This window comes from Pseudomonas sp. EU05-FHT14B02, from assembly GCF_058791055.1.
This window is the reverse complement of the sequence record NZ_JBYTDD010000005.1, coordinates 110,875-136,884: the sequence shown is the minus strand read 5'-3', so window position 1 is coordinate 136,884 and position 26,010 is coordinate 110,875. Positions and strand designations below refer to the sequence as shown.

Sequence of the window (26,010 nt, the reverse complement as noted above, 5' to 3'; positions counted from 1 at the left end):
CAATACCGTTCGCTCCATCCCATAGGCTCGTCGCGGTTTCATGTTCATTCTGGGGCTACTCTCCATTCCGGTCCGGGTTACCGACCAGAACCCTTCGTTCATAGGTTAATAAAAAAATTACGTCTATCATATTTCTATAAGATTATGGTTATAATAAAATCTCTTTGCGCCGAAGTGCTTGCGCGTCAGGCGTCCTTCAGCATTCTCCAGGAGCACCGTCATGAATTCAGTTCAGTCCCAAGGTACGGCCCTCGTCACCGGCGCCTCTTCAGGTATCGGGGCGGTTTACGCTGAGCGGTTGGCAGCCCGTGGTTTTGATTTGTTGCTGGTGGCTCGCGACGAGCCGCGGCTGGAGGCGGCGGCGAGTAAGCTACGCTCCGAGCATGGGATCAGGGTCGAAGTGTTGAAGGCGGATCTCACCCAGAAGGAAGATGTGCTGCAAATCGAACAGCGGTTACGCAGCGATTCGAGTATCAGCCTGTTGCTCAATAACGCCGGTGTGGCGGCGGATGGGCTGTTGGCCAATGCAGATACCAATCAACTGGAGCGAATGATTCAGTTGAATATCACCGCTGTCACGCGATTGGCCTCAGCGGCTGCGGCCAGCTTTACCAAGGCCGGGCGCGGCACGATCATCAATATCGCATCGGTGGTGGCTTTATTTCCCGAGCGTTTCAACGCGACGTACAGCGCCAGCAAAGCCTATGTATTGAGCTTGACTGAATCGATGAACGCCGAACTGGATGGCACTGGGGTGAGGGTTCAGGCAGTGCTGCCCGGTGTGACACGAACCGAGATCTGGGAGCGCTCCGGTATCGATGCTTCACAAATTCCAGCGGAAATGGTGATGGAGGCGCGTGAGATGGTCGACGCTGCATTGTCGGGCCTGGATCAGGGTGAATTGATCACCATTCCTTCGTTGCCTGATGCGGCGGATTGGGATGCGTTCGTGGCGGCGCGTCATGTAATGGCGCCTAACCTTTCCAAAAGCAAGGCCGCTGCCCGTTATCGGTAAGCGCCATCAATCGGCTTGAGGTGTATTTGGTATGAGTGATTGTCGAGTAGTTGTAACGGGCATGGGGCTGGTGTCACCGCTGGGGAGCGGTGTCGAAGCGGTCTGGGCGCGGCTGTTGGCCGGGCGTTCCGGGCTGCGCAATTTACCGCAGGAGGTGGTTGCCGATCTGCCGGCCAAGGTTGGTGGTGCAGTGCCTGCTCTGGCTGACGATCCTGAGGCGGGGTTCGATCCGAACCGGGCAACCTCACCCAAGGAGCAGAAGAAGATGGACCGCTTCATCCTGTTCGCCATGGAAGCGGCGCGTCAGGCGCTGGAGCAAGCCGGCTGGCAAGCGCTGGATGCCAATGCCCAGGAGCGCACGGCCACCATCATCGGTTCAGGTGTAGGTGGTTTCGGCGCGATTGCCGAGGCGGTTCGCACTACCGATAGCCGTGGTCCGAGACGTTTGTCTCCATTCACTATCCCTTCATTTCTGGTCAACCTCGCGGCAGGTCATGTGTCGATCCAGCATGGTTTCAAGGGGCCATTAGGCGCGCCGGTCACGGCATGCGCCGCCGGAGTTCAGGCGATTGGTGACGCGGCGCGGCTGATCCGTACGGGGGAGGCGGATATCGCGGTGTGCGGCGGTGCGGAAGCGGCGATCGATCGGGTCAGCCTTGCCGGGTTTGCGGCTGCTCGCGCCTTGTCCAGTGCTTACAACGAAACGCCTGAGCGCGCTTCGCGACCGTTCGACAGTGGTCGTGATGGATTTGTCATGGGAGAGGGGGCCGGGCTGCTGGTTATCGAGTCTCTGGACCACGCACTGGCCCGGGGCGCGCACCCGCTGGCGGAGCTGGTCGGCTACGGCACCAGCGCCGATGCCTTTCACCTGACCGCTGGCCCCGAGGACGGCAGCGGTGCGCGGCGAGCGATGTCGTTGGCGTTGGCACAAGCAGGTGTTTCACCGGCTCAGGTTCAGCATCTGAATGCGCATGCAACCTCGACTCCGGTGGGGGATCTGGGAGAGCTGGCGGCGATCAAGGCATTGTTCGGCGCGCAAAACGGCATCGCCGTGACGTCGACCAAGTCGGCGACCGGGCATTTACTCGGTGCAGCGGGTGGACTCGAAGCGATCTTTACGCTGCTGGCGATCCGCGACCAGATCGTGCCGGCGACCCTCAACTTCGAAAACCCGGACCCTGCCGCTGAAGGCGTGGACATCGTTCATGGCAATGCTCGGCCGATGGCCATCGAATACGCATTGTCCAACGGCTTCGGATTTGGCGGGGTCAATGCCAGTGTGCTGTTCAAGCGTTGGCAGGGTTAATCCTGCGAGTGTTTGAGGTGTTCGCGTGCGACGTCGAGAATCCGTTGGGCAAATTCGGCGTCGGCAACGCTACGCGATAACAGCAAGGCGCCGACCAGCGTAGACATGATCACAATGCTGCGCTCGGCGCTCCGCTCTCCGTCAAGGGTGTGCTGGATCTGATCGAGTCGCGCCTGGAGCACGACGTCGCTGGTTGGACTCGGTTGACCACGCAGTCCCAGTTCCGAAGAAATGGTCAACAGCGGGCAGCCTTCCTGAGGTGAGGTTTGATGCCATTCGGACAGATAAGCGTCGATGAAGGATTCGAGTGGATGCTCCTCGGCGAAGATTTGCGCGCACAACTCGTCGACTTGTGCGCCAGCCTCTTGCAAGGCTTTCTCTACCAGTTCGTCTTTGGACTTGAAGTGCGAGTAAAAGCCGCCGTGGGTCAAGCCCAGTGCTTTCATCAGGGGTTGCAGCCCGGTCGCGCCGATACCGTCGCGTCGAAATCGCGCTGAAGCTTCTTTGATTATGCGTTGGTGGGTCTGGGCTTTATGGTCCTGCGAGTAACGCATCTGATATCTCCGCATCAATGCGGACATATTAACCAATGAAAATTGCATGGTGACTGTACTTCTACTTCTAAAAAACATGCAGATGCTTCGATATGGGTCAAAAGCGGCATGATTTCAGGTGCTTTCACGCAAAAACAAACCCCGCCGTTCCAAGCGGGGTTTTCAGTCAGCGGTCCTGCGCTTCCTTGGCGTCCATTTCCGCATTGCGTTCGGCGACGCGCTTACGTTGCTCTTCGGTCAGTTCGACCTTGTTGGCGGTGTCGCGCAGCAGCATCAGACCACCAACGATCGAGCCGATGGCAACGACCAGAATCAACCAGGCATACCAGGGCATAGGACTCTCCTTGAAAGCAGGCGGGTTGGCGAGGGTTCGCCAACCGATCGTGCATACCACTTTGAGTGATGGGGTTTTGTCGCAGTTCCATCGCTATTACCCCCATTCTATGCCTGTTGTTCAAGGTTCACTCGAACGCTTTCAATGTCCGGTCAACATCGCATCCGCCGGTGCGTCGGCGCGCAATTGAGCGGTTAGCATGAAGTACAGGAAACCGGCCGCCATGAACCCCAGGAAGATCAGGCCGATCAATGTGTTGAACCAGGCCATCGCCACCAGGCACACCACCGCCAGCATCAGTGCAATGAACGGCACCAGCGGGTAGCACGGGGCGCGGAAGGTGCGCTCCAGGTTCGGCTCGGTTTTACGCAGTTTGAACAGGCTGAGCATGCTCATGATGTACATCACGATGGCGCCGAACACGGCCATGGTGATCATCGCGGCGGTCAGTGTCATGCCGCCGAGGTTGATCAGGCCGTCGCTGTAGATGGCTGCAATGCCGATCACACCGCCGGCGATGATTGCCCGGTGCGGGGTTTGAAAACGCGACAATCTGGCCAGGGACGCCGGCAGGTAACCGGCCCGGGCGAGGGCGAAGAACTGCCGCGAGTAGCCGAGGATGATCCCGTGGAAACTCGCCACCAGGCCGAACAGGCCGATCCACACCAGCATGTGCAGCCAGCCCGAGCTTTCGCCGACCACGGTTTTCATTGCCTGCGGCAGCGGGTCGTTGATGTTCGACAGGGTGCGCCAGTCACCGACACCACCGGCGAAGAACATCACACCCATCGCCAGCAGCACAAGGGTCAGAATACCGCTGATGTAAGCCTTGGGAATCGTGCGTTTCGGGTCCTTGGCTTCTTCGGCGGCCATGGCTGCGCCTTCGATGGCGAGGAAGAACCAGATGGCAAAGGGGATGGCCGCGAACATCCCGGCAATCGCCGGGGCGCCGAACACGTCGGAGCCGGCCCAGCCATTGAGCGCGAAGTTGCTGAAGCTGAATGCCGGTGCGACCACGCCCATGAACACCAGCAATTCAGCGACCGCCAACACGCAGACCACCAGTTCGAAGGTCGCTGCCAGTTTCACGCCGAGGATGTTGAGGCCCATGAATACGAGGTAGGCACCGACTGCCGCGTGTTTCGGGTCCAAGGCAGGAAACTGGACATTGAGGTAGGCGCCGATGGCCAGGGCAATCGCCGGTGGGGCGAAGACGAATTCGATCAGTGTCGCCAGTCCGGCGATCAAGCCGCCTTTCTCGCCAAAGGCGCGACGACTGTAGGCAAAGGGACCGCCAGCGTGAGGAATGGCGGTGGTCAGTTCGGTGAAGCTGAAAATGAAGCAGGTGTACATGGTGGCGACCATGAACGAAGTCACCAGAAAGCCCAAGGTTCCGGCCACGCCCCAGCCATAGCTCCAGCCGAAATACTCTCCGGAAATCACCAGCCCGACCGCAATGCCCCACAGGTGCAAGGTGCCCAGCGTGGGTTTGAGTTGTGTGTTCATGGGTTTGCTCCCTGAGTGGTTTGGAAAGCTCAGGGGAGGCCAGTGCAGTGGGCGTGCCATTTCGCGATTGCACGTCGTAATGGGCTGAAAGCTGTCGTATCGGGGATGTTCGCCACTGGATGCGCGAATATTGTGCGTCAGTCAGGGGCGCGCCGGTTTCAAATGCGGCTTTCGCGAGCAAGCCCGCATACCCGCTCCCCACACCGCTGCAACGCGCAGGCTTGGTGTTTCAATGCCGGTGCGGGCAGCGGTTGATATTCAGGCTTGCAGATTGAGGCACTCGCGCAACGCCGTTTGCCAGTCTGGTTGACTGACACCCCAGTCGCGTTGCAAGCGACTGCAATCCAGGCGCGAGTTGAGCGGCCGGGCTGCGGGTGTCGGGTAGTCGCTGGACGGGATCGGTAACAGGTCGGCGCAGGGCTTGCCCTGTTGTCGCAGCGCTTCACCGATCGCCTGGGCGAAGCCGAACCAGGAGGTCTCACCTTGAGCGCTCAGGTGATAAGTACCCCAGTTGGTAACCTGACTCGTCTGCCAGCGTTGAATCAGGGCAAGGGTGCTATTGGCGATTGTACCGGCCCATGTAGGTGCACCGATTTGATCGGCGACTACACGTAACTCAGGTTTCTCTTGCAGCAGACGTTGCATCGTCAGTAGAAAATTGCGGCCATGAGTCGAGTAGACCCAGCTGGTACGCAGAATCAGATATTGACCTTGCACGTCCCTGATGGCCTGTTCGCCGGCCAGCTTGCTCTTGCCGTACACCCCGAGCGGGTTGGGCGTGTCGTCCTCGTTGTAAGGTCCGGCTTTCATCCCGTCGAATACATAGTCCGTGGAGTAATGTATCAACGGGATGTCGAGAGCCAGCGCTTCTTCGGCAAGGATGCCGGGAGCTACGGCGTTAATGGCAAAGGCTGATTGCGGTTCACTTTCTGCCAGATCAACCGCTGTATGGGCCGCCGCGTTGATGATCAGATCGGGTCGAATGTTTTGCACTTGATGGCGAATCTGATCGGGCTGCGCGAGATCGAGCTGATCGCGACCCAATACGACCAGTTCGCCGACAGCCCCCAGCCGCTGTTGCAATTCATGTGAAACCTGACCGTGTCGGCCATTGATGAGTATTTTCACGGGAACAGTCCAGTCTCGTTACCGGGCGAATCGGGCTCACACAGGTTCATTGCTCTTCCCCTGCCAGCTTGGCCAGGTACTGGCCATACCCGGTTTTGCCAAAGTACCGGGCGCGCTCCATCAACTGTTCGCGGTTGATCCAGGCGTTTTCATAGGCGATCTCTTCGAGACAGGCGACTTTGAGACCCTGGCGGTGTTCGATGGTCTGCACGTACTGAGAGGCTTCGAGCAAGCTATCGTGGGTGCCGGTGTCGAGCCAGGCGAAACCTCGACCAAAACGCTCGACCTGCAGATCGCCACGTTGCAGATAGGCATTGTTGACGTCTGTGATTTCCAGCTCGCCGCGAGGCGAAGGTTTCACCGCCTTGGCGATCTCGATCACATCGTTGTCGTAGAAGTACAGGCCGGTAACGGCATAACTGGATTTCGGCGCTTTCGGTTTTTCTTCGATCGAAAGGGCACGGCCATCGCTGTCGAAATCAATCACGCCGAAGCGCTCGGGGTCCTTGACCCAGTAGCCGAACACGGTGGCGCCGGAGGTGCGTTTTGCCGCGTTCTGCAATTGTTCGCCAAAGTGCTGACCATGGAAGATGTTGTCGCCCAGGATCAGGCACACAGGGTCATCGCCAATGAACTCTTCGCCAATCAGAAAGGCCTGGGCCAGACCGTCCGGTGATGGCTGTTCGGCAAAGGTGAAGTTCACCCCGAACTGGCTGCCGTCACCCAGCAGATTGCGATACTGAGGTAGATCCTGCGGGGTAGAGATCAGCAGAATATCCTTGATGCCGGCCAGCATCAGCACCGAGATCGGATAGTAGATCATGGGCTTGTCGTAGACCGGCAACAGCTGTTTCGACACTCCAAGGGTAATCGGGTGCAGGCGCGTGCCCGAGCCACCCGCCAAAACGATGCCTTTCATCATGCGAGCAGCTCCTTGGGATTGATGGCGCCAAGGCGTTCGCCCTGATAGCTGCCGTCTTGAACGCGGCGGCACCATTCCAAATTGTCCAGGTACCATTGAACGGTTTTGCGCAGGCCGGTTTCGAAGGTCTCTTCGGGCACCCAGCCCAGTTCGCGTTCAATCTTGCTGGCGTCGATTGCGTAACGCAGGTCATGCCCAGGGCGATCCTGGACGAACGTGATCAGGTCGGCGTAATGCGCAACGCCCTCGGGCTTGTGCGGTGCCAATTCTTCGAGCAGGGCGCAGATGCCACGCACCACGTCGATGTTCTTTTGTTCGTTATGCCCGCCGATGTTGTAAGTCTCGCCGACGGTGCCGGTGGTCACCACGTTGAGCAGCGCACGGGCGTGATCCTCGACGAACAGCCAGTCGCGCACTTGCAGGCCATTGCCATACACCGGCAGCGGCTTGCCGGCCAACGCATTGAGGATGACCAGCGGAATCAGTTTCTCGGGGAAGTGGAACGGCCCGTAATTGTTCGAGCAATTGGTCAGCAGGACCGGCAAGCCATAGGTCCGCTGCCAGGCGCGGACCAAGTGGTCGGACGCTGCCTTGCTGGCGGAGTAGGGTGAGCTCGGCGCGTAGGGCGTCGTTTCCGTGAACAGATCATCGACACCGTGCAGGTCGCCGTAAACCTCGTCAGTGGAAATGTGATGAAAGCGGAAGGTGCTTTTCTCAGGTTCCGAGAGGGCTTGCCAATAGGCTCGGGCGGCTTCAAGCAGGCTGTAGGTGCCGACAATGTTGGTCTGGATGAATTCCGATGGCCCGTCGATGGAACGATCGACGTGGGACTCCGCTGCCAGGTGCATGATCGCGTGAGGCTGAAAGCGCGCCAGTACTGCACTGACGGTCGCCTGATCGACAATATCGGCCTGAACGAACTCGTAGCGAGTGTCGTTGGCAATACTGGTCAGCGACTCGAGATTGCCGGCATACGTCAGTTTGTCCAGGTTGAGCACTTCATGCTCAGTGTGTTGAATCAGCTCGCGGACAAGGGCCGAGCCTATGAAACCGGCTCCGCCGGTAATAAGGATACGCACGTTGGGCCAGCCTTCTTCAGTAATGCGAATAGAGGTAGCTTGCAGGCGCAAGCGGGGAGGTGCAAGAGATCCTGACCCCATTCGGTTGCGTCGCGTCATTTGGCCGGATTATCCATGACTTGCAACCAGCACTCACTACTCTCGAGCACAATTTAACGCTCTACGTACGACACTCCTGGTTTTTTTCCGTACTGGAACGCTTTCCCGCCCCCTGTAACCCCCGCGTAAACCCACTCTTTACGCTTTCTTTATTCCCTGCGGGCACCCTCGATCTCGTTCCTTTACAGCCACCTTCCAGACAATGACTCCACACACGGCAATACGCCGTAACACGGAGAACTTCCATGAGCGTTCTGGACGGGGTGTCGCTGCTGCTGGCAGTGGGGCTGTTCATTTATCTGTTGGTTGCGCTGCTGCGCGCGGACCGGAACTAGGAGCGGCTATGCACAGTTATGACTATTGGCTGATCCTCGGTTTTTTTGCCCTGGTTCTGGTCCCGGCGCCGTTTCTCGGGCGTTTTTACTACAAGGTGATGGAGGGGCAGCGCACCTGGCTGACGCCGATTCTCGGTCCGGTCGAACGTGGTTGTTATCGTCTGGCCGGCGTCGATCCGCAAGCCGAACAGAGCTGGCAGAAATACGCCCTGGCCTTGATTGCTTTCAACCTCGCGGGTTTCCTGCTGCTGTTCACGATCCTGTTGTTCCAGGACCGCCTGCCGCTCAACCCGCAGAACCTGCCGGGTCAGGAGTGGACGCTGGCGTTCAACACCGCCGTCAGCTTCATGACTAACACCAACTGGCAGGCCTACAGCGGCGAAGCGTCCCTGAGCTACTTGAGTCAGATGGCAGGCCTCACCGTGCAGAACTTCGTCAGCGCCGCCACCGGTCTGGCGGTACTTGTCGCGCTGTGTCGCGGCATCGGCCGCAAATCCACCCGGACTCTGGGCAACTTCTGGGTCGACATGACCCGCGCCACCCTCTACGGCTTGCTGCCGCTGTGCCTGCTGCTGGCGCTGTACCTGGTCTGGCAGGGCGTGCCGCAAACCTTCGCGCAGTATGTGAACGCGGTGACGATGCAGGGTGTTGACCAGGTGATCCCGCTCGGGCCGGCTGCCAGTCAGATTGCGATCAAGCAATTGGGCACCAACGGTGGTGGCTTCTTCGGCGTGAACTCGGCGCATCCGTTCGAGAACCCGACGGCGTGGAGCAACCTGTTCGAAGTGGCCTCAATCATCCTGATCCCGGTGGCACTGGTGTTCACCTTCGGTCACTACGTAAAGGACCTGCGTCAGAGTCGCGCGATCATCGCCTGCATGCTGGCGCTGTTCCTGATCGGCGGCGCGACCTCGCTGTGGGCTGAATACCAACCTAACCCGGCCTTGAACAACGTCGCTGTCGAACAGACCGCGCCGCTGGAAGGCAAGGAGGCGCGTTTCGGCACCACCGCCACCGTGCTCTGGTCGGTGACCACTACGTCCGCGTCGAACGGTTCGGTAAACGGCATGCACGACAGCCTCAATCCACTGAGTGGCATGGTGGCGATGGTCAACATGATGGTCGGTGAAGTGATCTTCGGCGGCGTCGGTGCCGGGCTCTACGGGATGTTGCTCAACGTGCTGATTGCGGTGTTCCTCGCCGGCCTGATGATTGGTCGTACTCCGGAATACCTCGGCAAGAAACTGCAAGCCAGGGAAGTGCAATTGCTGGTGGTGACCCTGATGGTCATGCCGATTGGCGTACTGGTGCTCGGCGCGATCGCTGCCAGCCTGCCAGGCCCGGTGGCTGCGGTGAGCAACCCAGGGCCTCACGGATTCAGTCAGCTGCTCTACGCCTACACCTCGGCCAGCGCCAACAACGGTTCCGCTTTCGCTGGCCTCGGCGCCAACACCCCCTTCCACAACCTGATGCTGGGCCTGGGCATGTTGATCGGTCGCTTCGGCTACATCCTCCCGGTCCTGGCCTTGGCCGGCAGCCTGGCGATGAAGAAAACCGCCCCGATCGGGCAGAACAGCTTCCCGACCCACGGCCCGCTGTTCGTGACCCTGCTGACCGTGACCATTTTGCTGGTGGGTGGTTTGACCTTCTTGCCGACGTTGGCGTTGGGTCCGATTGCTGAACATCTGAGCATGGGCTTCTGAGGATCTGATGATGAATATGCCCGTAACTAAACCGGTCGCCACCGTCAAAGCGCCGGAACAACCAAAAACCGCGATCTCGGCTCTGTGGCGCCCGGCGCTGCTGCAAGCTTTCGTCAAACTCGACCCACGGCAGTTGCAGCGTGCGCCGGTGATGCTGGTGGTCGAACTGACGGCGATCCTGACCACCGTGCTGTGCTTCATTCCAGACACCGCAGTGCCGACTTTCGTCGCCGCGCAAATCGCTGTGTGGCTGTGGTTCACCGTCCTGTTCGCCAACTTCGCCGAGGCCTTGGCCGAAGGTCGCGGCAAGGCCCGTGCCGACAGCCTCAAGGCCGGCAGCGAAGGCCTCAGTGCCCGGCGCAAGACCGGCAACGGCAGCTTTCAGGTGGTGCCCGCCGCTAATCTGCGAAAAGGGGATGTGGTGCGCGTCGAAGCCGGGGAGATGATCCCCGGTGACGGCGAGGTGATCGAAGGCATCGCGGCGGTCAACGAAGCGGCGATCACCGGTGAATCGGCCCCCGTGATTCGCGAGTCCGGTGGCGACCGTTCGGCCGTCACCGGCAACACTCGGCTGGTGTCCGACTGGCTGCTGGTGAAGATCACCGCCAACCCCGGTGAGTCGACCCTGGACCGCATGATCGCCCTCGTCGAAGGCGCCAAACGGCAGAAGACCCCAAACGAAGTGGCGCTCGATATCCTGCTGATCGGCCTGACCCTGATCTTTCTGCTGGTTGTAGTGACCCTGCAGCCGTTCGCCCATTTCGCCAACGGCAGCCTGCCGCTGGTGTTCCTGGTGGCGCTGTTGGTCACGTTGATTCCAACCACCATCGGCGGCTTGCTGTCGGCCATCGGTATCGCCGGTATGGATCGCCTGGTGCGCCTGAACGTGATCGCCAAGTCCGGTCGTGCGGTGGAAGCGGCGGGGGACGTGCACGTCCTGCTGCTGGACAAGACCGGAACCATCACTTTCGGTAACCGTCGTTGCTCGGCGGTATATGCCGCGCCTGGCGTGACAGCCGGGGAGTTGGCCGAAGGCGCGTTGCTCGCCTCGCTGGCTGACGACACTGCGGAAGGCAAGTCGATCGTCGAGTACCTGCGCGGCACCCATCCGCAACCGGAACCGTCCGCTGAGGTGCTGACAGCCGTGCCATTCAGTGCCGAAACCCGGTTGTCCGGTGTCGACTATCAGGGGCGCGTGTACCGTAAGGGCGCGGTGGATTCGTTGCTGGCGTTCGTTGGCCTCAAGCGTGCTGATCTGGCACCGGCCCTGTCCCGTGAAATTGACAAGATCGCCCAAAGCGGCGGCACCCCGTTGCTGGTGTGTGCCGACGGCAAGTTGCTCGGGGTGATCCACCTCAAGGACGTGGTCAAGCCCGGTATCCGCGAGCGTTTCGCCGAGTTGCGCAAACTGGGGATCCGCACCGTCATGGTCACCGGCGACAACCCGTTGACCGCCGCTGCCATCGCCGCTGAGGCGGGGGTGGACGATGTGTTGGCCGAAGCTACGCCGGAGAAAAAACTGGCACGCATTCGTCACGAGCAAAACGACGGTCGTCTGGTCGCCATGTGCGGCGACGGCGCCAACGACGCCCCGGCCCTGGCCCAGGCGGACGTCGGCATGGCGATGAACGACGGCACGCAGGCGGCCCGTGAAGCGGCCAACATGGTCGACCTCGACAGCGATCCGACCAAGCTGCTGGACGTGGTGCAGATCGGCAAGGAGTTGCTGGTCACCCGCGGTGCGCTGACGACCTTTTCCATCGCCAACGACGTGGCCAAGTATTTCGCAATCCTGCCGGCGCTGTTCGCCGCGATCTATCCGCAACTGGGCGTGCTCAATGTGATGCACCTGAGCAGCCCGCAGAGCGCGATTCTCTCGGCGATAGTGTTTAACGCCCTGATCATTGTGGTGCTGATTCCGCTGGCGCTACGCGGTGTGCGGGTTCATGCGGCGAGTGCGGCAGCGTTGTTGCGGCGCAATCTGTTGATCTACGGCTTGGGCGGAATTCTTGTGCCGTTCGTGGGCATCAAGGCGATCGACATGCTGTTGACGGCGTTGCATCTGGTTTGACTGCCCCCCCTGTAGGAGCTCGCTCGCGATGGTGGTTAACAATAACGAGTGCGTCCTGACTGTACGCGGCGCGCTCAATTGCATCGCGAGCAAGCTCACTCCTACAGGTTTTTTCTGTGAATTCGAGGATTTTCAAATGTCCACATTGATACGCCCGGCCCTGAGCCTGCTTGTCCTGATGACGCTGATCACCGGCGTCGCTTATCCGCTGGTGGTCACCGGCGTGGCCCAGGTCGCGTTCCCGGATAAGGCCAACGGCAGCCTGGTGCGGGATGCCGAGGGCAAGGTCCGCGGGTCCTCTCTGATCGCTCAGGATTTCGTCGGCGACGCCTGGTTCCATCCGCGTCCTTCGGCCGGTGCCTTTGCCACCGTGTCGAGCAGTGCCAGCAACCTGTCGCCGAGCAATCCGGTGCTGGCGACGCGGGTGATCGACGATGCCAGCAAACTGCTGGTGCCAGGCCAGGGACCGGTTCCATTGGCGCTGCTCACTACGTCCGGCAGCGGTCTCGATCCGCACTTGCCACCGACGGCGATTGCCTATCAACTGGCGCGTGTCGCGATGGCGCGCAATCTGCCAGTAGCGACCCTGCAACAACTGCTGGACGCCCACATCGAGCAACCATTGGTAGGCCCGCCGGTGGTGAATGTGCTTGAGTTGAATCGAGCGCTGGAAAACCTGTAAATCAGAGGCGCGGCCAATCGCGGGCAAGCCCGCTCCCACAGGAGTACGCATTCCAAATTGTGGGAGCGAGCCTGCTCGCGAAGGCGTCAGAACAATTGATATATCAATTCCAGAAAAAAAGAGAGCTTCATACATGAGCAACTCCGGCCGCGCCGACGCGCTGTTAGCAGACCTGCCCCGCGACGGCCGTGGCCGGCTCAAAGTGTTTCTCGGTGCCGCGCCGGGTGTCGGCAAGACCTACGCCATGCTGCAGGCGGCCCACACCCAGTTGCGCCAAGGGGTGAAGGTTATCGCCGGCGTCGTCGAAACCCACGGCCGGGCCGAAACCGAAGCACTGCTCGGCGGCTTGCCGCAGCAGCCGTTGGTGCGTTCCGAGTACCGTGGCGTGTTGCTCGAAGAAATGGACCTCGACGGTCTGCTCCTCGCCAAACCGAAACTGGTGCTGGTCGACGAACTGGCGCACACCAACGCACCGGGCAGCCGTCACGAAAAACGCTGGCAGGACATTCAGGAACTGCTCGCCGCCGGCATTGACGTGTACACCACAGTCAACGTCCAGCATCTGGAAAGCCTCAACGACCAGGTGCGCGGCATCACCGGCGTGCAGGTCCGCGAAACCCTGCCGGACTGGGTATTGCAGGAAGCCTACGAACTGCTGCTGATCGACTTGCCACCACGGGAGCTGCTGGAGCGATTGCGCGATGGCAAGGTCTATGTGCCGGAGCAGGCGCGGGCGGCCATCGATGCGTTCTTTTCCCAGACCAACCTGACGGCCCTGCGCGAACTGGCGATGCAAACCGCGGCGGCTCAAGTCGATAATGATCTGGCCCAAGGGTATCGTCAGTTGGGGCAAGCGGCGCCGGCGGTGCGCGGGCGTTTGCTGGTAGGAGTCGACGGCGATGCCCAGGCCGAACGCCTGGTGCGGCATGCCAGTCGCGTGGCCCAGCGGCGGCACTTGCCCTGGAGCCTGGTGCACGTGGACAACGGCAGTGTGCGTGATGAGCAGTCCCGCCTGCGTCTGCAGAGCGCCCAGCAACTGGCCGAACGATTGGGCGGTGAAGTGGTGTTGCTGCGCGCCGGTGAAGTGGCGAAAACCCTGATCCAGCATGCCGCCGAACGCCGCGCCAGCCTGGTGCTGGTCGGCCAGTCCCGGCCGAGACTGCGCCGACGTCTGTTCGGTGGCGGACTGGCGGCGCGACTGCTGCGTAATGCACGGGGGCTGGAGATCAACGTTCTCGACGGCGATCATCAACAGCTTCAACCCCATCGGCGGTCGATGCACTCACTGGTCTGGTTCGACTACGCATTGGCCGTGGTGGCGACGGTTCTGGCCAGCGCCCTGGCCTGGGCGGTGGCGAGCGTGCTGCCGCTGCCGAACATCTCCCTGGTGTTCCTTGCGGCGGTGTTGCTGGTGGCTGTGCGCAGCAGCCTCGGGCCGGCGCTGGCCTGTGCGGCGCTGTCGTTCCTGACCTATGACTTCCTGTTCATTCCACCGAATTTCTCTTTCAGCATCCAGCGCGAAGAAGACGTGCTGACCTTGCTGTTTTTCCTGCTGATGGCGGCCCTCACCGGCAACCTTGCGGCGCGCCAGCGCAGGCAATTGCAGGCATTGCGCGATACCCAGGAAGAGACCACCGAACTGCTCGACCTTTCACGCAAACTTACTGCCGCCACTGACCGTCAGGCTGTGGTCAGTGCGGCCGCCCAGCACCTCAATGGTTGGAGCGATGTGCAATTGTGCCTGCTCAATCGCGACGGGCAAAACGGCTGGAAAGTCGAAACCGGTGGCCCCCTGGAGTTCAGCGAGGCCGAGCGCGCCGCTGCTGATTGGGCCTGGCAGCACGATCAACCCGCCGGTGCAGGCACCGGTACTTTGCCGTTCGGTCGCTGGTGGTGGTGGCCATTGTCGGTAGAAGACGGCCCGCTGGCGTTGCTTGGCGTGTGCGCCAGGGAAGGCCAGACCCTGAGTGGCCAGCGCCGACGCTTGTTGACGGCGCTCAGCCAACCATTGGCCCAGGCGCTGGCCCGGGCGCAACTGGCCGATGATCTGGAAGCGGCGCGGCTGCACGGCGAAACCGAGCAACTGCGCAGCGCCTTGCTGGCGTCGGTGTCCCATGATTTGCGTACACCGCTGACGTCCATGCGCGGCAGTATCGACAGCCTGCTGGCCCTGGGGGAAGCGATCCCGCTGGAGGACAGACGCGAGCTGCTCGAAGGCACCCGCGATGAAGCCGAGCGCCTGGACCGCTACATTCAAAACCTGCTCGACATGACGCGCCTCGGCCATGGTGCCTTGAAGCTGGCGCGGGACTGGGTGTCACCGGCAGACATCGTCGGCAGTGCGCGCAATCGCCTGCGGGCAGTCCTTGCGCCGTTGCAGGTCAGCACCGAGGTGCCGGCCGAGTTACCGTTGCTGTATGTGCATGCCGCGCTGATCGAACAGGCACTGGTCAACGTGATGGAAAACGCCGCGCGGTTTTCGCCACCCCACGGGCGTTTGCAATTGCGCGCCGGGGCCGATGACAGTGAGCTGTTTTTCTCGGTCTGTGATGAGGGGCCGGGGATTCCGGAAGAGGAGCGGGCGAAGATTTTCGACATGTTCTATACCGCGGCCCGGGGTGATCGTGGCGGGCAGGGTACCGGGCTGGGGCTGGCGATTTGTCAGGGCATGGTCGGTGCCCATGGCGGGCGGATCAGCGTCGCCGACGGAATCGAGGGGCGTGGCACCTGCATCACGTTGCACCTGCCGCTACAGGCTCAGCCGGGATACGAAAGTGAAGCCTGATCGCGCTTGCGCTACTCTCTTGCCACTTCTTTGTGTTGATGTGAATTCATGAGCCAGACCGCGACCATTTTGGTCATTGACGACGAACCGCAGATTCGTAAATTCCTGCGCATCAGCCTCGCTTCCCAAGGCTACAAAGTGCTGGAGGCGGGTACCGGCAGTGAAGGATTGGCGCAAGCTGCGTTGAACAAACCGGACTTGCTGGTGCTCGACCTCGGCTTGCCGGACATGGACGGCCAACAGGTATTGCGCGACTTTCGCGAGTGGTCGACGGTGCCGGTGCTGGTGCTCTCGGTGCGCGCCAGTGAAGGGCAGAAAGTCGAGGCTCTGGATGGCGGCGCCAATGACTACGTGACCAAGCCTTTCGGTATTCAGGAGTTCCTGGCGCGGATTCGTGCGTTATTGCGCCAGGCCCCGGCAGGCGAGGCACAACAAGCGGCGCTGAGCTTCGGCCCGTTAACGGTCGACCTGGCGTATCGCCGGGTACTGCTCGACGATGTCGAAGTCGCGCTGACCCGTAAGGAATACGCTGTGCTGGCGCAACTGGCGCGGCATCCCGGGCGGGTGATCACCCAGCAGCAATTGCTCAAGGACATCTGGGGGCCGACCCATACCGAAGACACTCACTACCTGCGCATCGTGGTCGGGCACTTGCGTCAGAAACTGGCGGATGACCCGACCCAGCCCAGGTTCATCGTCACTGAGGCAGGGGTGGGGTATCGGTTGTTGAGTGAGGGTAGCCTTTAGATCTTCGTTGTCTGATCTGGCCTCATCGCGAGCAAGCTCGCGATGAGGCCTTTACATTCTCCCGAGAGTTTTCAGGCGCTCAGTTCTGCTCATTCTCATACCGGTCCAGCGTATCCCGTGCAATCTCCCGTCCCAGCGCGATCAACTCCGGCGCCTTGTAGAACTCGAAAAACCGACACACGCGCTTGGGCACGTTGATCAGGATGTCCGGCGGATACCCGGCAATCTTGTACTGCGCCAGCGACGTCTGCATCACCTCAAAACTCTGGTTGATCAAATCCAGCAAGGACGCCGGCCCGACGTTGTCGATGATGAACGAACCGGTGGCGGAGCGGGGGGCGCCACTGGTTTCCGGAGCGGCCGCGGGTTGCTGCGCCTCGGGCTCGGCGGATTCGATCCAGGGGTTGAGCTCCGCACCTTCGGCCTTCAAGGCTTCCTGTTCCAGAATCAACAATTGCTCGGCTTGTTTGCGCCGGAACGGCAACTTCGAGCCGACGGAGTTGATCAGACTGTCGAAGCGGGTCTTGAAGGCGGCGGGACGCTGGATAACCGGCAATTGATAGTGGCGCTGGTTGGTGGAGTTGAGGTTGACCGCGATAATCAAGTCGCAATGGCTCGACACCACCGGCACGATCGGCAGCGGGTTGAGTATGCCGCCGTCCACCAGCATGCGGTTGCCTTGCATCACCGGGGTAAACAGGCTGGGAATCGCTGCCGAGGCGCGCATGGCCTGATGCAGGCAGCCTTCCTGGAACCAGATCTCCTGCTGGTTGGTCAGGTCGGTGGCAACCGCGGTGTAGGGGATACGCAAATCTTCGATGTTGATCTCGCCAACGATCTTGCGGATTTGTCCGAAGACTTTCTCGCCACGGATCGCGCCCAGACGAAAGCTGACGTCCACTAGGCGCAACACGTCGAGATAATCCAGGCTCTCGATCCAGTCGCGGTAGTCATTGAGTTTGCCGGCGGCGTAGATCCCGCCCACCACCGCGCCCATGGAGCATCCGGCGATACAGGCAATGTCATAGCCGCGCCGTTCGATTTCTTCAATGACACCGATATGTGCATAACCCCGGGCTCCACCCGAGCCCAATACCAGTGCGACACGCTTTTTCATGGATCGCCCTCGTTTGAATGATTCAACAATGCACCCATCGAGGGCCATGCTTCAATCGCCATGGTCGTTCGAGGGGACAAGAGCGTCGTATTTTCGACACTCCATGGCGGCACATGGTTATTCTTGTCGGCGCTATAGTTGCACGGCGACCAACGGCACTTTTCAGGTGCCACAGCGTCTTACCTGCATGACTGTTTACCTATTTTTGAGGAGTGAGTGATGAAAGCCTGGATCTGCGTGCCATTGATTGCCCTGGCGCTGGCCGGTTGTGCCGGCAAAACCGCTTATCGCGACAGCTGCGGTAGTAACCTGGATGCGGCATGGCATGAACTGGACCTGGCCAAAGCCGAAGGTTTCGCCGGGACCGTCAGCTACTCCAAGGCCCTGTCGCTGTTGACCGCGGCCAAGACCCAGCAGCAATTCGAGGGGTTCGAAGGCTGCACCAAGAAAGCCGAGAAGGCTCGCTTCTATATTCGTGAATCGCGCGCAGGGCGTTAAAAGCAAAAGCGGTGACAAGCTCTAAACTGCAAGAGTCTTCGAGCTTGCAGCCTGGAGCTTGCAACCTGGCGCTGTTTACGGAGTAAACCCCCATGATCGATCGGTTGGTGGCTCGGATTCTGGGCCTGGAAGTTCGTTTGCTGGCCTGTCAGGCCCGCTTGAAAGAGCGTACAGACCCTGAAGCGTTACATGATCTGCGTACAACCATGCGACGGTTACGCAGTCTGTTGCGACCCTTGCGCGGGTTGCCCGGCGTCGAACAACTGGAAGCGGCGGCCTCCCGGATGGGCGATCTGACCACACCATTGCGTGATCGCGAAGTGCTGGCGGCGTACCTGCTCCAGCACCATCAACCCCAAGCCGCACAGTGGCGCATGGCGCAAATGGCCGAGGCTTACCCGGCCGTGGCGACCAGTCCCGAACTCGCGCAAATGCTGATCGTCCTCGATGCGTTTCCGCGTTTTCTGCGTGCCGCTCAGCGCCAGGGATTGCTCAAGGGCCTGCGCAAACGCATCGAAAAACGCCTGGGCAAGCAATGGAAAAAACTCGACGAGGCACTGCACGATCCGACCCACGACCGTCATCGGCTGCGCCTGCTGATCAAGCGCGTGCGCTATGGCATCGATGCTTACCCTGAACTGGACCGTTTGCCGAAAGCGGCCATGCCTCGGCTGAAATCGGCCCAGGGTGCGCTGGGCGACTGGCACGATTGCGTGCAATGGCTGGCGATGGCTGAACGGGAAGCGGATTTGCAACCCTGTGTTGCCGTGTGGGAAGCCACCATGGCCGAGGCTGAAAGCCAAGCGGACAGGGTGCTGGAAAAACTCAGCAAGGCCTGTTTCAAATCCTGAAAACACCGGGGATCCATTGTAGGAGCGAGCCTGCTCGCGATGAGGTCGTGACATTCAACATTGATGTTGGCTGTCCGGGCGCTATCGCGAGCAGGCTCGCTCCTGCAGGTTATATGTCCGGCACGAGGCTTGTGCGACTTATCTGTCAGTCAATTTGGCCGGAATAGGCGATGTATCAACGTCGCCAGATGGTTAAGATCCCTTCATCTTTTTCCATTCCCAGAGGTTTTCATGCGTTTTTCCGAACTGCTCAACGCTGTCCGCAGCCAGCCGATGGAGCTGTCTATCCCGGCCTCATGGGCCCAGGGGCGAGCCAGTTTCGGTGGCCTGGTGGCCGCTTTGCAGTACGAAGCCATGCGCGCCCGGGTTCCGGCGGATCGGCCGGTGCGTTCGTTGGCAATTACCTTTGTCGGCCCGGTTGAGCCCGAGGTGCCGGTCAGTTTTGACGTCGAGGTGCTGCGCGAAGGCAAGGCCGTCAGCCAAGTGCTGGGCCGGGTGATACAGAAGGGCCAGGTGGTGACGTTGATCCAGGGCAGCTTCGGCGCCTCGCGACCTTCGGAAGTGGCGGTGGCCGCTGAACCGGCACCTGAAATGAAGCACTGGGATGAATGCCAGGAATTGCCTTTCGTCGAAGGCGTCATCCCGGAGTTCATGCGGCATCTGGCGATGCGCTGGAGTGTCGGCGGGCTGCCGTTCAGCGGTAGCACATGCCGGCAAATGGGTGGCTGGGTACGCTTGCGCGGCGACGTAAAGGAAGAGGCTATCGGCGAGGCGCATATCCTGGCGCTGGTGGACGCCTGGCCGCCGGCCCTGATGCCGTTTTTGAAGAAGCCGGCGATGGGCAGCACGCTGACCTGGACCATCGAATTCGTGCAGCCGCTGCTGGAACTGAACACCCTGGACTGGTGCAAATACCTCGTCGAAACCGAATACGCCGCCGATGGCTACGGGCATGCCGCCGCAAAAATGTGGAGCGCGGATGGCCGGTTGATCGCCATGAGCCGGCAGACCGTGACTGTGTTCGCCTGATCAGTGACGGCGGTGGCGCTCACGCCAGGCGCGCCACCAGCCGCCGCTGAGGAAGAACCGTGGAAACGTTAGAAACTGCTCGACCAACAGGCGTGATACCGCATCCTTGCGATCACTGAAGGGTTCGGAGGCTTGGGTCTCCAGGTTGTGGCCGTGGCGTTGCAAGGCCAGCGCCGCAATCACACCGATTACGCCGATGGCGATATTTGCCAGGCTCAGGCTGAACACCCCGGTCACAATCAGCAGAAATGCCACGATGAACAGCGGCACCGCGATCAGGTGCAGCACCAGATTGGTCGGGTGCCGATGATTGTTCGGGTAGGCTCGCCATTGCCAGGCGGGTAGGTTGGGGTGACGTTTGCCCATGATGCCGATCCTCTATCCATGTTGAACACATGTGATTAAGAATAGGCCCGGCCAATGCTTGCGGCGAATCAAGGCTGGCTATTGGCTTGATAGGTGCCATGACTGGAATAGATGGTGCCAGTTCTGAAGCCTTCGCGAGCAAGCCCGCTCCCACATTTTGACCGTATTCCAATGAAAGAACGCGGTCGCCTGTGGGAGCGGGCTTGCCCGCGAAGAGGCCCTCAAAGTTTGAGCTGACCTATCGCCTTGCTTAGTTCCCCGGCCAACGCCGCCAGCTCATTGCTGGTGATCGCCGACGTCACCGTCTGCTGCACCGTGTTCTCGGTCACGTCACGGATGCTCACCACCGCCCGGTTCATCTCCTCCGCCACCTGGCTCTGCTGCTCGGCCGCCACCGCGATCTGCGTGTTGCTTTCACGCATCTGCGCCACCGCTCCGGTGATCTCGGCCAATGCCGCGCCGGCCTCTTGCGCCTGTTGTACACAGTCGTCGGCCTTGAACGAGCTCTCTTGCATGAAATCCACGGCGTCCCGTGTGCCCACCTGCAATGCCGAGACCATGAGGGTGATTTCATCCGTGGAGGCCTGCACGCGTTTGGCGAGGTTGCGTACTTCATCGGCGACTACCGCGAAACCGCGACCCATCTCGCCGGCTCGGGCCGCTTCGATGGCGGCGTTCAGCGCCAACAGGTTGGTCTGCTCGGCGATGCTGTGAATCACGCTGACCACGCTGTTTATTTTCTGGCTGTCCTCGGCCAGGCGTTGAATCATCTCGGCAGTCTGTTGGACGCCAGTGGACAGTCCGGCAATCGACCGCTGCACCCGTGTCACAACCGCCTGCCCGCTGCCGGCCAGGGTATCGGCCGATTGCGAAAGGTCACGGGTGGCACCTGCGTGTTGAGCGATGTGATAGACCGTGGCGGTCATTTCATTGATCGCTGTGGCGGCCTGATCGGTTTCGCTTTGCTGGCCCAGCATGCCGTGGCGTACTTCATTCATGCTGGCCGCCAGCCGTGCGGCGCCGACGTCCAGTTGCCGGGCGGTGCTGGCGACGGTGTTGACCACCCGTTGATAACCGGCCTGCATGGCATTGAAGGCGTTGGCCATTTGCCCGACTTCGTCGCCACAAGCCAATGGCACGCGAGCCGACAGATCGCCGGTTTTCTCCACGTGCAACATGACGTCTTTCAAGGTGTTGAGCTGGCTGAGCAGGAAGCGGATCAATAACTGCGATGCACCTAGCATTGCCAGCATCAGGATGAACACCGCCACCGCATAGTTGGCAAAACGCTCGTTGAACACCTGGCTCAGGCTCGGACCATGGGCAATTACGGCGACCCGTTGGCCGTCGGCACGGGTAAACACTTCGGCACCCATCAGTGGATTGTCACCGAACAGCGGCATCACGTTGATCTCGATCCAGCCATTGGCGTCGGCCAGTTCTTGCATGGGATGCTCATTGAGCATGGGTGCCTGTCCTCGGCCGAACGCAAGCAAGTTGTCAGCGTGGGGCAGCGTTTGCCCGGCGGGCCAGGCTTCGAGCAATCGCGCCTGAGCCTGGGCCGAAGCCTGGGCGGCGTGACTGCGGGCCTGCTGTTCAAGTTGCACCGCGTACAGCACCAGTAACAGGGTGGTGACGAAAGCGACGGCATTGACCGCCCAGAATTTGTATTTCAGCGAGATATTGCTAAGCCAGGCACCCATGGAGGTCTTCTCTGATAGCGGAAACAGTTTTGGCAAGACGCCATCATTGTGCCGCTATGCAGGTGACTGATTCTTGATGCAGATCAACTTCAAACCTGTGGGATTTATGGCAATCAGGAGATTAATGGCAGACCATAAAACGCCCGCGCGCACGCGGTTGTATGCGCTGCCAGATCCTCTTGGCTTTCCCCGCGATGCAGTGCCACTTCACGCAGTACTTCGGTCAGGTACGCCGGCTCGTTTCGCCCGTTTTTCGGCTTGGGGCGCAGGCTGCGTGGCAGTAGATACGGTGCGTCGCTTTCGAGCATCAGGCGTCCGCGCTTGATCTCCTTGACCAGTGGGTGCAAATGCGTGCCCCGGCGCTCGTCGCAGATCCAGCCGGTAATACCGATGTGCAAGTCCAGGTCGAGATAGCTGAACAGTGCCTTCTGCTCTCCAGTGAAGCAGTGCACTACGGCAGCCGGCAGTCGGTCGCGGAAGTCACGCAGGATTTCCAGCAGACGCTGGCTGGCGTCGCGTTCGTGCAGAAAAACCGGCAGTTGCAATTCGACGGCCATGGCCAGGTGTTCTTCGAGGACCTTCTCCTGTTGCGGGCGCGGTGAGAAATCACGGTTGAAGTCCAGCCCGCATTCGCCCACGGCCACCACATTCGGCTCCAAGAGCAAGCTGCGCAAACGTCGGGCGCTGTCGGCGTTCCAGTCGTTGGCGCAGTGAGGGTGAATACCGGCGGTGGCGAACAGGCGCTGGGCGCTTTTGTCCAGTTGCTGGCACAGCTCAAGGGCCTGTTCACTGCCCTCGACACTGGTGCCGGTCAGCACCAGTTGGCACACGCCGGCCGCGTAGGCGCGGTCAAGTACGGCCTGGTGTTTGTCGGCAAAACTGGCGTTGGTCAGGTTGACGCCGATATCGATGAGTTGCATGGTGCTACCTCGGCCCAAAGGCCGGAAAGCATATCAGAGCCGTGGATTTATAAGAAAAACCAAGAACTACAACGGGTTAACGCTGTCTCTTGAGCCGCGGAACAGGCCTGGTTGGTAGTTTTGCCATCATTGTGCCAGTCTTTCGCACGTTGCCAGCGCCTTGGGCGCTCTGTTTTTGTCGCCGCGCTTGATGGTTTTCGTCATTGAAGCGGGCCTCATATTCTTTCCGGAGAGTGGATGATTCGTCCCTCGGTTTTGCTACTGCTGTGTTGTTCGCTGCTACTGCCAATGACGGCGGTCGCGCGTCTGCCCGGGCCGCTGCAAGCCGTACCGGCCAGCAAGGTGCGCGATCTTGCGGAAATACGCAGCAGTCGTGTGCTGCGGGTGTTGGTCAACCAGAGCCGCAACAGTTCCGGTGAAGTCCAGGGGCAGGCGATCGGGCTCGAATACCATCGCCTGAGAGCGTTCGAGCAATACCTCAACGGCCACGCCCGTGACGGTCAGGAAATCACCCTCAAGATCATTCCCAAGGCCAAGGATCAACTGCTTGGCGCATTGCAGCGCGGGGAGGGCGATCTGGTGGCGCCAGGCGAGTTGCTCGAGCTGCAACCCGGCTTCGCCGTCAGCACCAGTCAGCCGATTGCCAGCAACATCCCGTTGGTCCTGGTGGGCATCAAGGGCGAACGCCGCTACACCAAGCTTGAACAGCTTTCCGGCAAGACCCTGGCATTACCCGCAGGCAGCGCCGCCGGGGATGCCGTCAGCCAGATCAATCAAAAGCTCGCCTTGCACAAACTGCCACCGGTCACGATCGAATGGGTCGATCCGAGCCTTGCCGTCGAGGATGTACTGGAGATGGTGCAGGGCGGGATCTTCCACCTGACCATCGTTGAGCAACCGATCGCCGAACGCTGGGGCAAGATCCTGCCGAAGCTGCGTTTCGACAAACAGGTACTCGTCAGTGATCCGGGAGAGGAATTCTGGTTCGTGCGCCGTGATGCCTCAATGCTGCGGGCCAGCATTGATCGCTTCCTCACTGTCTACAAAAAACCATCGGATCAGGACGCCGCGTTCCTGCGGATCTATCGTCGTCTCTATCAAGTGCACTATCCACTGGCCAAGGCGGACCGACAGCGCCTGGAAAAACTTCGCCCGGTGCTGCAGAAACATGCCGACGCCCAGGGCATGGACTGGCTGAACCTGGCGGCGCTGGCCTTTAAGGAGTCATCCCTGCAACCCGTTGCCCGCAGTGGCGGTGGCCCCACCGGTTTGATGCAGATCACGTCTTCTGCGGCGCAGCGGGTGGGGGTCAACAATATTCAGGACCTTGATGGCAATGTGCAGGCCGGGGCCAAGTACCTGGCGATGATCCGGCGCAAATTCTTTGCCAGTCCGAAACTCAACGAGCGCGAACGCATGGCCTTCGTGCTGGCGGCCTACAACATTGGGCCGGAGCGGGTGCAAGGCATGCGCGCCGAAGCCCGTCGGCGAGGTTTGAATCCCAACCAGTGGTTCTTCCAGGTCGAGCGCATTGCCATGGAGCAAGTGGGTATAGGGCCTGTCAGCTATGTTAATAGCGTGAACAAGTATTACTTGGCGTTCGATCGGGAGCGGGAGTCGTTGGAGCCCCAGGGGCAAAAGTTTGTCTCACGCAAATGATCAACTAATCTGATTGTTATTACGGGTTTTTTGCGCTTTTAGAATTTGAATTACTGATTAATATAGCGGCCAACCAACACACACTGACAAGGAATGAAACAGCATGAGCACTCTGATCAATAAGGTACTGTCTACACGCGCCGGCTACGGCCTGACCATTCTGCGCATTGTGGTCGGCATTATTTTCGCCGCTCACGGTTCGCAGAAGCTCTTCGGGGCATTCGGTGGCTATGGTCTGGCTGGAACTGCGCAGTACATGGAAAGCCTCGGACTGACGCCGGGTTACCTGATGGCGGCACTCGCGGGCGGCACCGAATTCTTCGCCGGCCTGGCCCTGATCATCGGCTTGCTGGTTCGCCCGGCCGCGCTGGGCCTGATCTTCCTGTCGCTGGTCGCGATTTTCTCGGTGCACATCAGCAACGGTCTGTTCATGGCCAACAACGGTTATGAGTTTGCCCTGGCGTTGCTCGGTGGCAGTATCGCGGTATTGATCGAAGGTGCGGGCAAGCTCTCGGCGGACCGTGCCATCGCCGGTTGACTGCTCTGGCTCAACGAAAAGGCCCGCATTGTGCGGGCCTTTTTTGTTGAGCGTCATTCTTGACACTGTCCAGTCAGCTTCTCTAGGATGTTGCTCATGCGCCGATTTAAACAGCTACTTGCGGGGCGCCAGGTGACTCATTCAGTTGCCGATAGAAGCCGGAACAGGCTTCGAAATACCGCTAAAGCGCTGGTTCGGTGTTGCCTCTCACCTGCCATGCAGACTTTTGAGGCAGAGACACGACACAATGAATGCACTAAACCCCGTTGTACGTCCCGCGCCGATCACGGCACACCTGACCCAGCGCAATCCAAAAATCCTGCTTGGCGGCAAACATCAGCCGACGCTCTTGCGTTATCTCGATGGCTGGCCACGTCGTACCGGCGGTCCCGCCGCCTTCCTGATCCAGTTTGTCGAAGACGGTGAGTCGCTTGCTCGTTTCGCCGACAACAGTTTTGATCTGGCAGTGATTCAGTCCCCCAACCTCGAAGATGCGCCTGAAGTGATCCGGCAACTGACCCGCGTTGCCCGGCAAGGGCTGATTACCCGGCGTTAAAGCTCACGGGTACTCGATTGCCACGATGTATACACATTGCTCACCCGTCGGTGCCTGGACCCGGACTTCGGCGTCCAGCGCCTTGCCGATCAATGCGCGCGCCAGGGGCGAGTCGATACTGATCAGGCCCTGTTTGAGGTCCAGTTCATCCGGCCCGACAATGCGGTAGCGCGACTCTTTGCCATCCTCGTCCTCGATCGTGACCCAGGCGCCGAAATAGACCTTGTTCGGATCGCTGGGTTTTTCGCTGACAACCTTGAGCGCTTCCAGGCGTTTGGTGAGAAAACGCACGCGGCTGTCGATCTCTCGCAGCATCTTTTTGCCATAGGTATATTCGGCATTCTCCGAGCGATCACCCTGGGCCGCGGCTTCGCTGACAGCCTGGGTAACCTGGGGCCGACGTACATGCCACAACTCATGGAACTCGGCGCGCATCCGCGCTTCACCCTCGGGGGTGATCAGCGCGGTGCCAGCGGTGCGGGGAGGGCGGTAACGGCTCATGACAGC

25 protein-coding genes are annotated in these 26,010 nt (G+C 60.3%); 14 read left to right on the top strand and 11 right to left on the bottom strand.

What is annotated here, in order from left to right; all coding sequences use genetic code 11:
* Positions 1-220: 220 nt before the first annotated feature.
* Positions 221-1,015 (top strand): SDR family NAD(P)-dependent oxidoreductase, encoded by a 795-nt coding sequence (locus AC3WTM_RS07290; RefSeq protein ID WP_102671963.1) that lies wholly within the window; start codon positions 221-223, stop codon positions 1,013-1,015.
* Positions 1,016-1,046: 31 nt separating this feature from the next.
* Positions 1,047-2,321, top strand: a complete 1,275-nt coding sequence (gene fabF, locus AC3WTM_RS07285; RefSeq protein WP_102671962.1) for a beta-ketoacyl-ACP synthase II — start codon at positions 1,047-1,049, stop codon at positions 2,319-2,321.
* Here the strand turns inward: fabF and AC3WTM_RS07280 are convergent.
* From AC3WTM_RS07280 to rfbB, 6 genes are all read right to left on the bottom strand, one after another.
* The gene (locus AC3WTM_RS07280) at positions 2,318-2,875 is read right to left on the bottom strand and encodes a TetR/AcrR family transcriptional regulator (protein WP_057713786.1); all 558 of its coding nucleotides are present in this window, start codon (positions 2,873-2,875) and stop codon (positions 2,318-2,320) included. The two genes, fabF and AC3WTM_RS07280, sit on opposite strands and share 4 nt — an antisense overlap.
* Positions 2,876-3,041: 166 nt before the next feature.
* A complete protein-coding gene (locus AC3WTM_RS07275; RefSeq protein WP_007985427.1) occupies positions 3,042-3,209 on the bottom strand; it encodes a DUF2897 family protein in 168 nt (55 codons plus the stop codon).
* A 141-nt stretch (positions 3,210-3,350) separates the two neighbouring features.
* Positions 3,351-4,715, bottom strand: a complete 1,365-nt coding sequence (gene eat / locus AC3WTM_RS07270) for an ethanolamine permease (protein ID WP_102671961.1) — start codon at positions 4,713-4,715, stop codon at positions 3,351-3,353.
* A 258-nt stretch (positions 4,716-4,973) separates the two neighbouring features.
* Positions 4,974-5,843, bottom strand: a complete 870-nt coding sequence (rfbD, locus tag AC3WTM_RS07265) for a dTDP-4-dehydrorhamnose reductase (RefSeq protein ID WP_102671960.1) — start codon at positions 5,841-5,843, stop codon at positions 4,974-4,976.
* A 46-nt stretch (positions 5,844-5,889) separates the two neighbouring features.
* On the bottom strand, positions 5,890-6,765 hold the full coding sequence (gene rfbA / locus AC3WTM_RS07260; protein ID WP_102671959.1) for a glucose-1-phosphate thymidylyltransferase RfbA: 876 nt from the start codon (positions 6,763-6,765) through the stop codon (positions 5,890-5,892).
* Positions 6,762-7,844 (bottom strand): dTDP-glucose 4,6-dehydratase, encoded by a 1,083-nt coding sequence (gene rfbB / locus AC3WTM_RS07255; RefSeq protein ID WP_102671979.1) that lies wholly within the window; start codon positions 7,842-7,844, stop codon positions 6,762-6,764. Before rfbB ends, rfbA begins: the two co-directional genes overlap by 4 nt.
* A gap of 344 nt (positions 7,845-8,188) precedes the next feature.
* Between rfbB and kdpF the strand changes: the two genes are divergently transcribed.
* From kdpF to AC3WTM_RS07225, 6 genes are all read left to right on the top strand, one after another.
* Positions 8,189-8,278: a K(+)-transporting ATPase subunit F gene (gene kdpF, locus AC3WTM_RS07250; protein ID WP_007899818.1), complete on the top strand. Its 90-nt coding sequence runs from the start codon at positions 8,189-8,191 to the stop codon at positions 8,276-8,278.
* 8 nt (positions 8,279-8,286) lie between these two features.
* Complete coding sequence (kdpA, locus tag AC3WTM_RS07245) at positions 8,287-9,981, top strand: potassium-transporting ATPase subunit KdpA (protein ID WP_102671958.1); 1,695 nt, start codon at positions 8,287-8,289, stop codon at positions 9,979-9,981.
* Between the two features lie 10 nt (positions 9,982-9,991).
* On the top strand, positions 9,992-12,052 hold the full coding sequence (gene kdpB / locus AC3WTM_RS07240) for a potassium-transporting ATPase subunit KdpB (protein ID WP_102671957.1): 2,061 nt from the start codon (positions 9,992-9,994) through the stop codon (positions 12,050-12,052).
* 136 nt (positions 12,053-12,188) lie between these two features.
* Positions 12,189-12,734, top strand: a complete 546-nt coding sequence (gene kdpC / locus AC3WTM_RS07235; RefSeq protein ID WP_102671978.1) for a potassium-transporting ATPase subunit KdpC — start codon at positions 12,189-12,191, stop codon at positions 12,732-12,734.
* Between the two features lie 133 nt (positions 12,735-12,867).
* Positions 12,868-15,519 (top strand): DUF4118 domain-containing protein, encoded by a 2,652-nt coding sequence (locus AC3WTM_RS07230; protein ID WP_102671956.1) that lies wholly within the window; start codon positions 12,868-12,870, stop codon positions 15,517-15,519.
* Between the two features lie 48 nt (positions 15,520-15,567).
* On the top strand, positions 15,568-16,266 hold the full coding sequence (locus AC3WTM_RS07225; protein ID WP_102671955.1) for a response regulator: 699 nt from the start codon (positions 15,568-15,570) through the stop codon (positions 16,264-16,266).
* 79 nt (positions 16,267-16,345) lie between these two features.
* Here the strand turns inward: AC3WTM_RS07225 and AC3WTM_RS07220 are convergent, their stop codons facing one another.
* Entirely contained in the window at positions 16,346-17,383 is a 1,038-nt protein-coding gene (locus AC3WTM_RS07220; protein ID WP_102671954.1) for a patatin-like phospholipase family protein, read from the bottom strand.
* 219 nt (positions 17,384-17,602) lie between these two features.
* Here AC3WTM_RS07220 and AC3WTM_RS07215 point away from each other — a divergent pair, with 219 nt between their 5' ends.
* The 3 genes from AC3WTM_RS07215 (at position 17,603) to AC3WTM_RS07205 (ending at position 19,761) form a co-directional block, all read left to right on the top strand.
* Positions 17,603-17,881, top strand: a complete 279-nt coding sequence (locus AC3WTM_RS07215; RefSeq protein ID WP_034150181.1) for a hypothetical protein — start codon at positions 17,603-17,605, stop codon at positions 17,879-17,881.
* A 92-nt stretch (positions 17,882-17,973) separates the two neighbouring features.
* Entirely contained in the window at positions 17,974-18,732 is a 759-nt protein-coding gene (locus AC3WTM_RS07210) for a CHAD domain-containing protein (RefSeq protein WP_102671953.1), read from the top strand.
* 231 nt (positions 18,733-18,963) lie between these two features.
* Positions 18,964-19,761: an acyl-CoA thioesterase gene (locus AC3WTM_RS07205; RefSeq protein WP_102671952.1), complete on the top strand. Its 798-nt coding sequence runs from the start codon at positions 18,964-18,966 to the stop codon at positions 19,759-19,761.
* Here AC3WTM_RS07205 and AC3WTM_RS07200 read toward each other — a convergent pair whose 3' ends face one another.
* The 3 genes from AC3WTM_RS07200 to AC3WTM_RS07190 all read right to left on the bottom strand — a co-directional run bounded on the left by AC3WTM_RS07200 (position 19,762) and on the right by AC3WTM_RS07190 (position 22,750).
* The gene (locus AC3WTM_RS07200) at positions 19,762-20,127 is read right to left on the bottom strand and encodes a DUF962 domain-containing protein (protein WP_102671951.1); all 366 of its coding nucleotides are present in this window, start codon (positions 20,125-20,127) and stop codon (positions 19,762-19,764) included. It lies immediately after the preceding gene.
* A 221-nt stretch (positions 20,128-20,348) separates the two neighbouring features.
* Positions 20,349-21,830, bottom strand: coding sequence for a methyl-accepting chemotaxis protein (locus AC3WTM_RS07195; RefSeq protein WP_102671950.1), 1,482 nt, complete (start codon positions 21,828-21,830; stop codon positions 20,349-20,351).
* Between the two features lie 113 nt (positions 21,831-21,943).
* A complete protein-coding gene (locus tag AC3WTM_RS07190) occupies positions 21,944-22,750 on the bottom strand; it encodes a TatD family hydrolase (RefSeq protein ID WP_102671949.1) in 807 nt (268 codons plus the stop codon).
* Between the two features lie 237 nt (positions 22,751-22,987).
* Here AC3WTM_RS07190 and AC3WTM_RS07185 point away from each other — a divergent pair, with 237 nt between their 5' ends.
* The 3 genes from AC3WTM_RS07185 to AC3WTM_RS07175 all read left to right on the top strand — a co-directional run bounded on the left by AC3WTM_RS07185 (position 22,988) and on the right by AC3WTM_RS07175 (position 25,503).
* Positions 22,988-24,409: an MltF family protein gene (locus AC3WTM_RS07185; RefSeq protein ID WP_102671948.1), complete on the top strand. Its 1,422-nt coding sequence runs from the start codon at positions 22,988-22,990 to the stop codon at positions 24,407-24,409.
* Between the two features lie 103 nt (positions 24,410-24,512).
* Positions 24,513-24,947, top strand: coding sequence for a DoxX family protein (locus tag AC3WTM_RS07180; protein ID WP_102671947.1), 435 nt, complete (start codon positions 24,513-24,515; stop codon positions 24,945-24,947).
* Between the two features lie 247 nt (positions 24,948-25,194).
* Complete coding sequence (locus AC3WTM_RS07175; RefSeq protein ID WP_102671946.1) at positions 25,195-25,503, top strand: class I SAM-dependent methyltransferase; 309 nt, start codon at positions 25,195-25,197, stop codon at positions 25,501-25,503.
* A 3-nt stretch (positions 25,504-25,506) separates the two neighbouring features.
* On the opposite strand, the gene greB is transcribed toward AC3WTM_RS07175, so the two are convergent.
* Positions 25,507-26,004 (bottom strand): transcription elongation factor GreB, encoded by a 498-nt coding sequence (gene greB / locus AC3WTM_RS07170; protein ID WP_102671945.1) that lies wholly within the window; start codon positions 26,002-26,004, stop codon positions 25,507-25,509.
* Between the last annotated feature and the right edge of the window lie 6 nt (positions 26,005-26,010).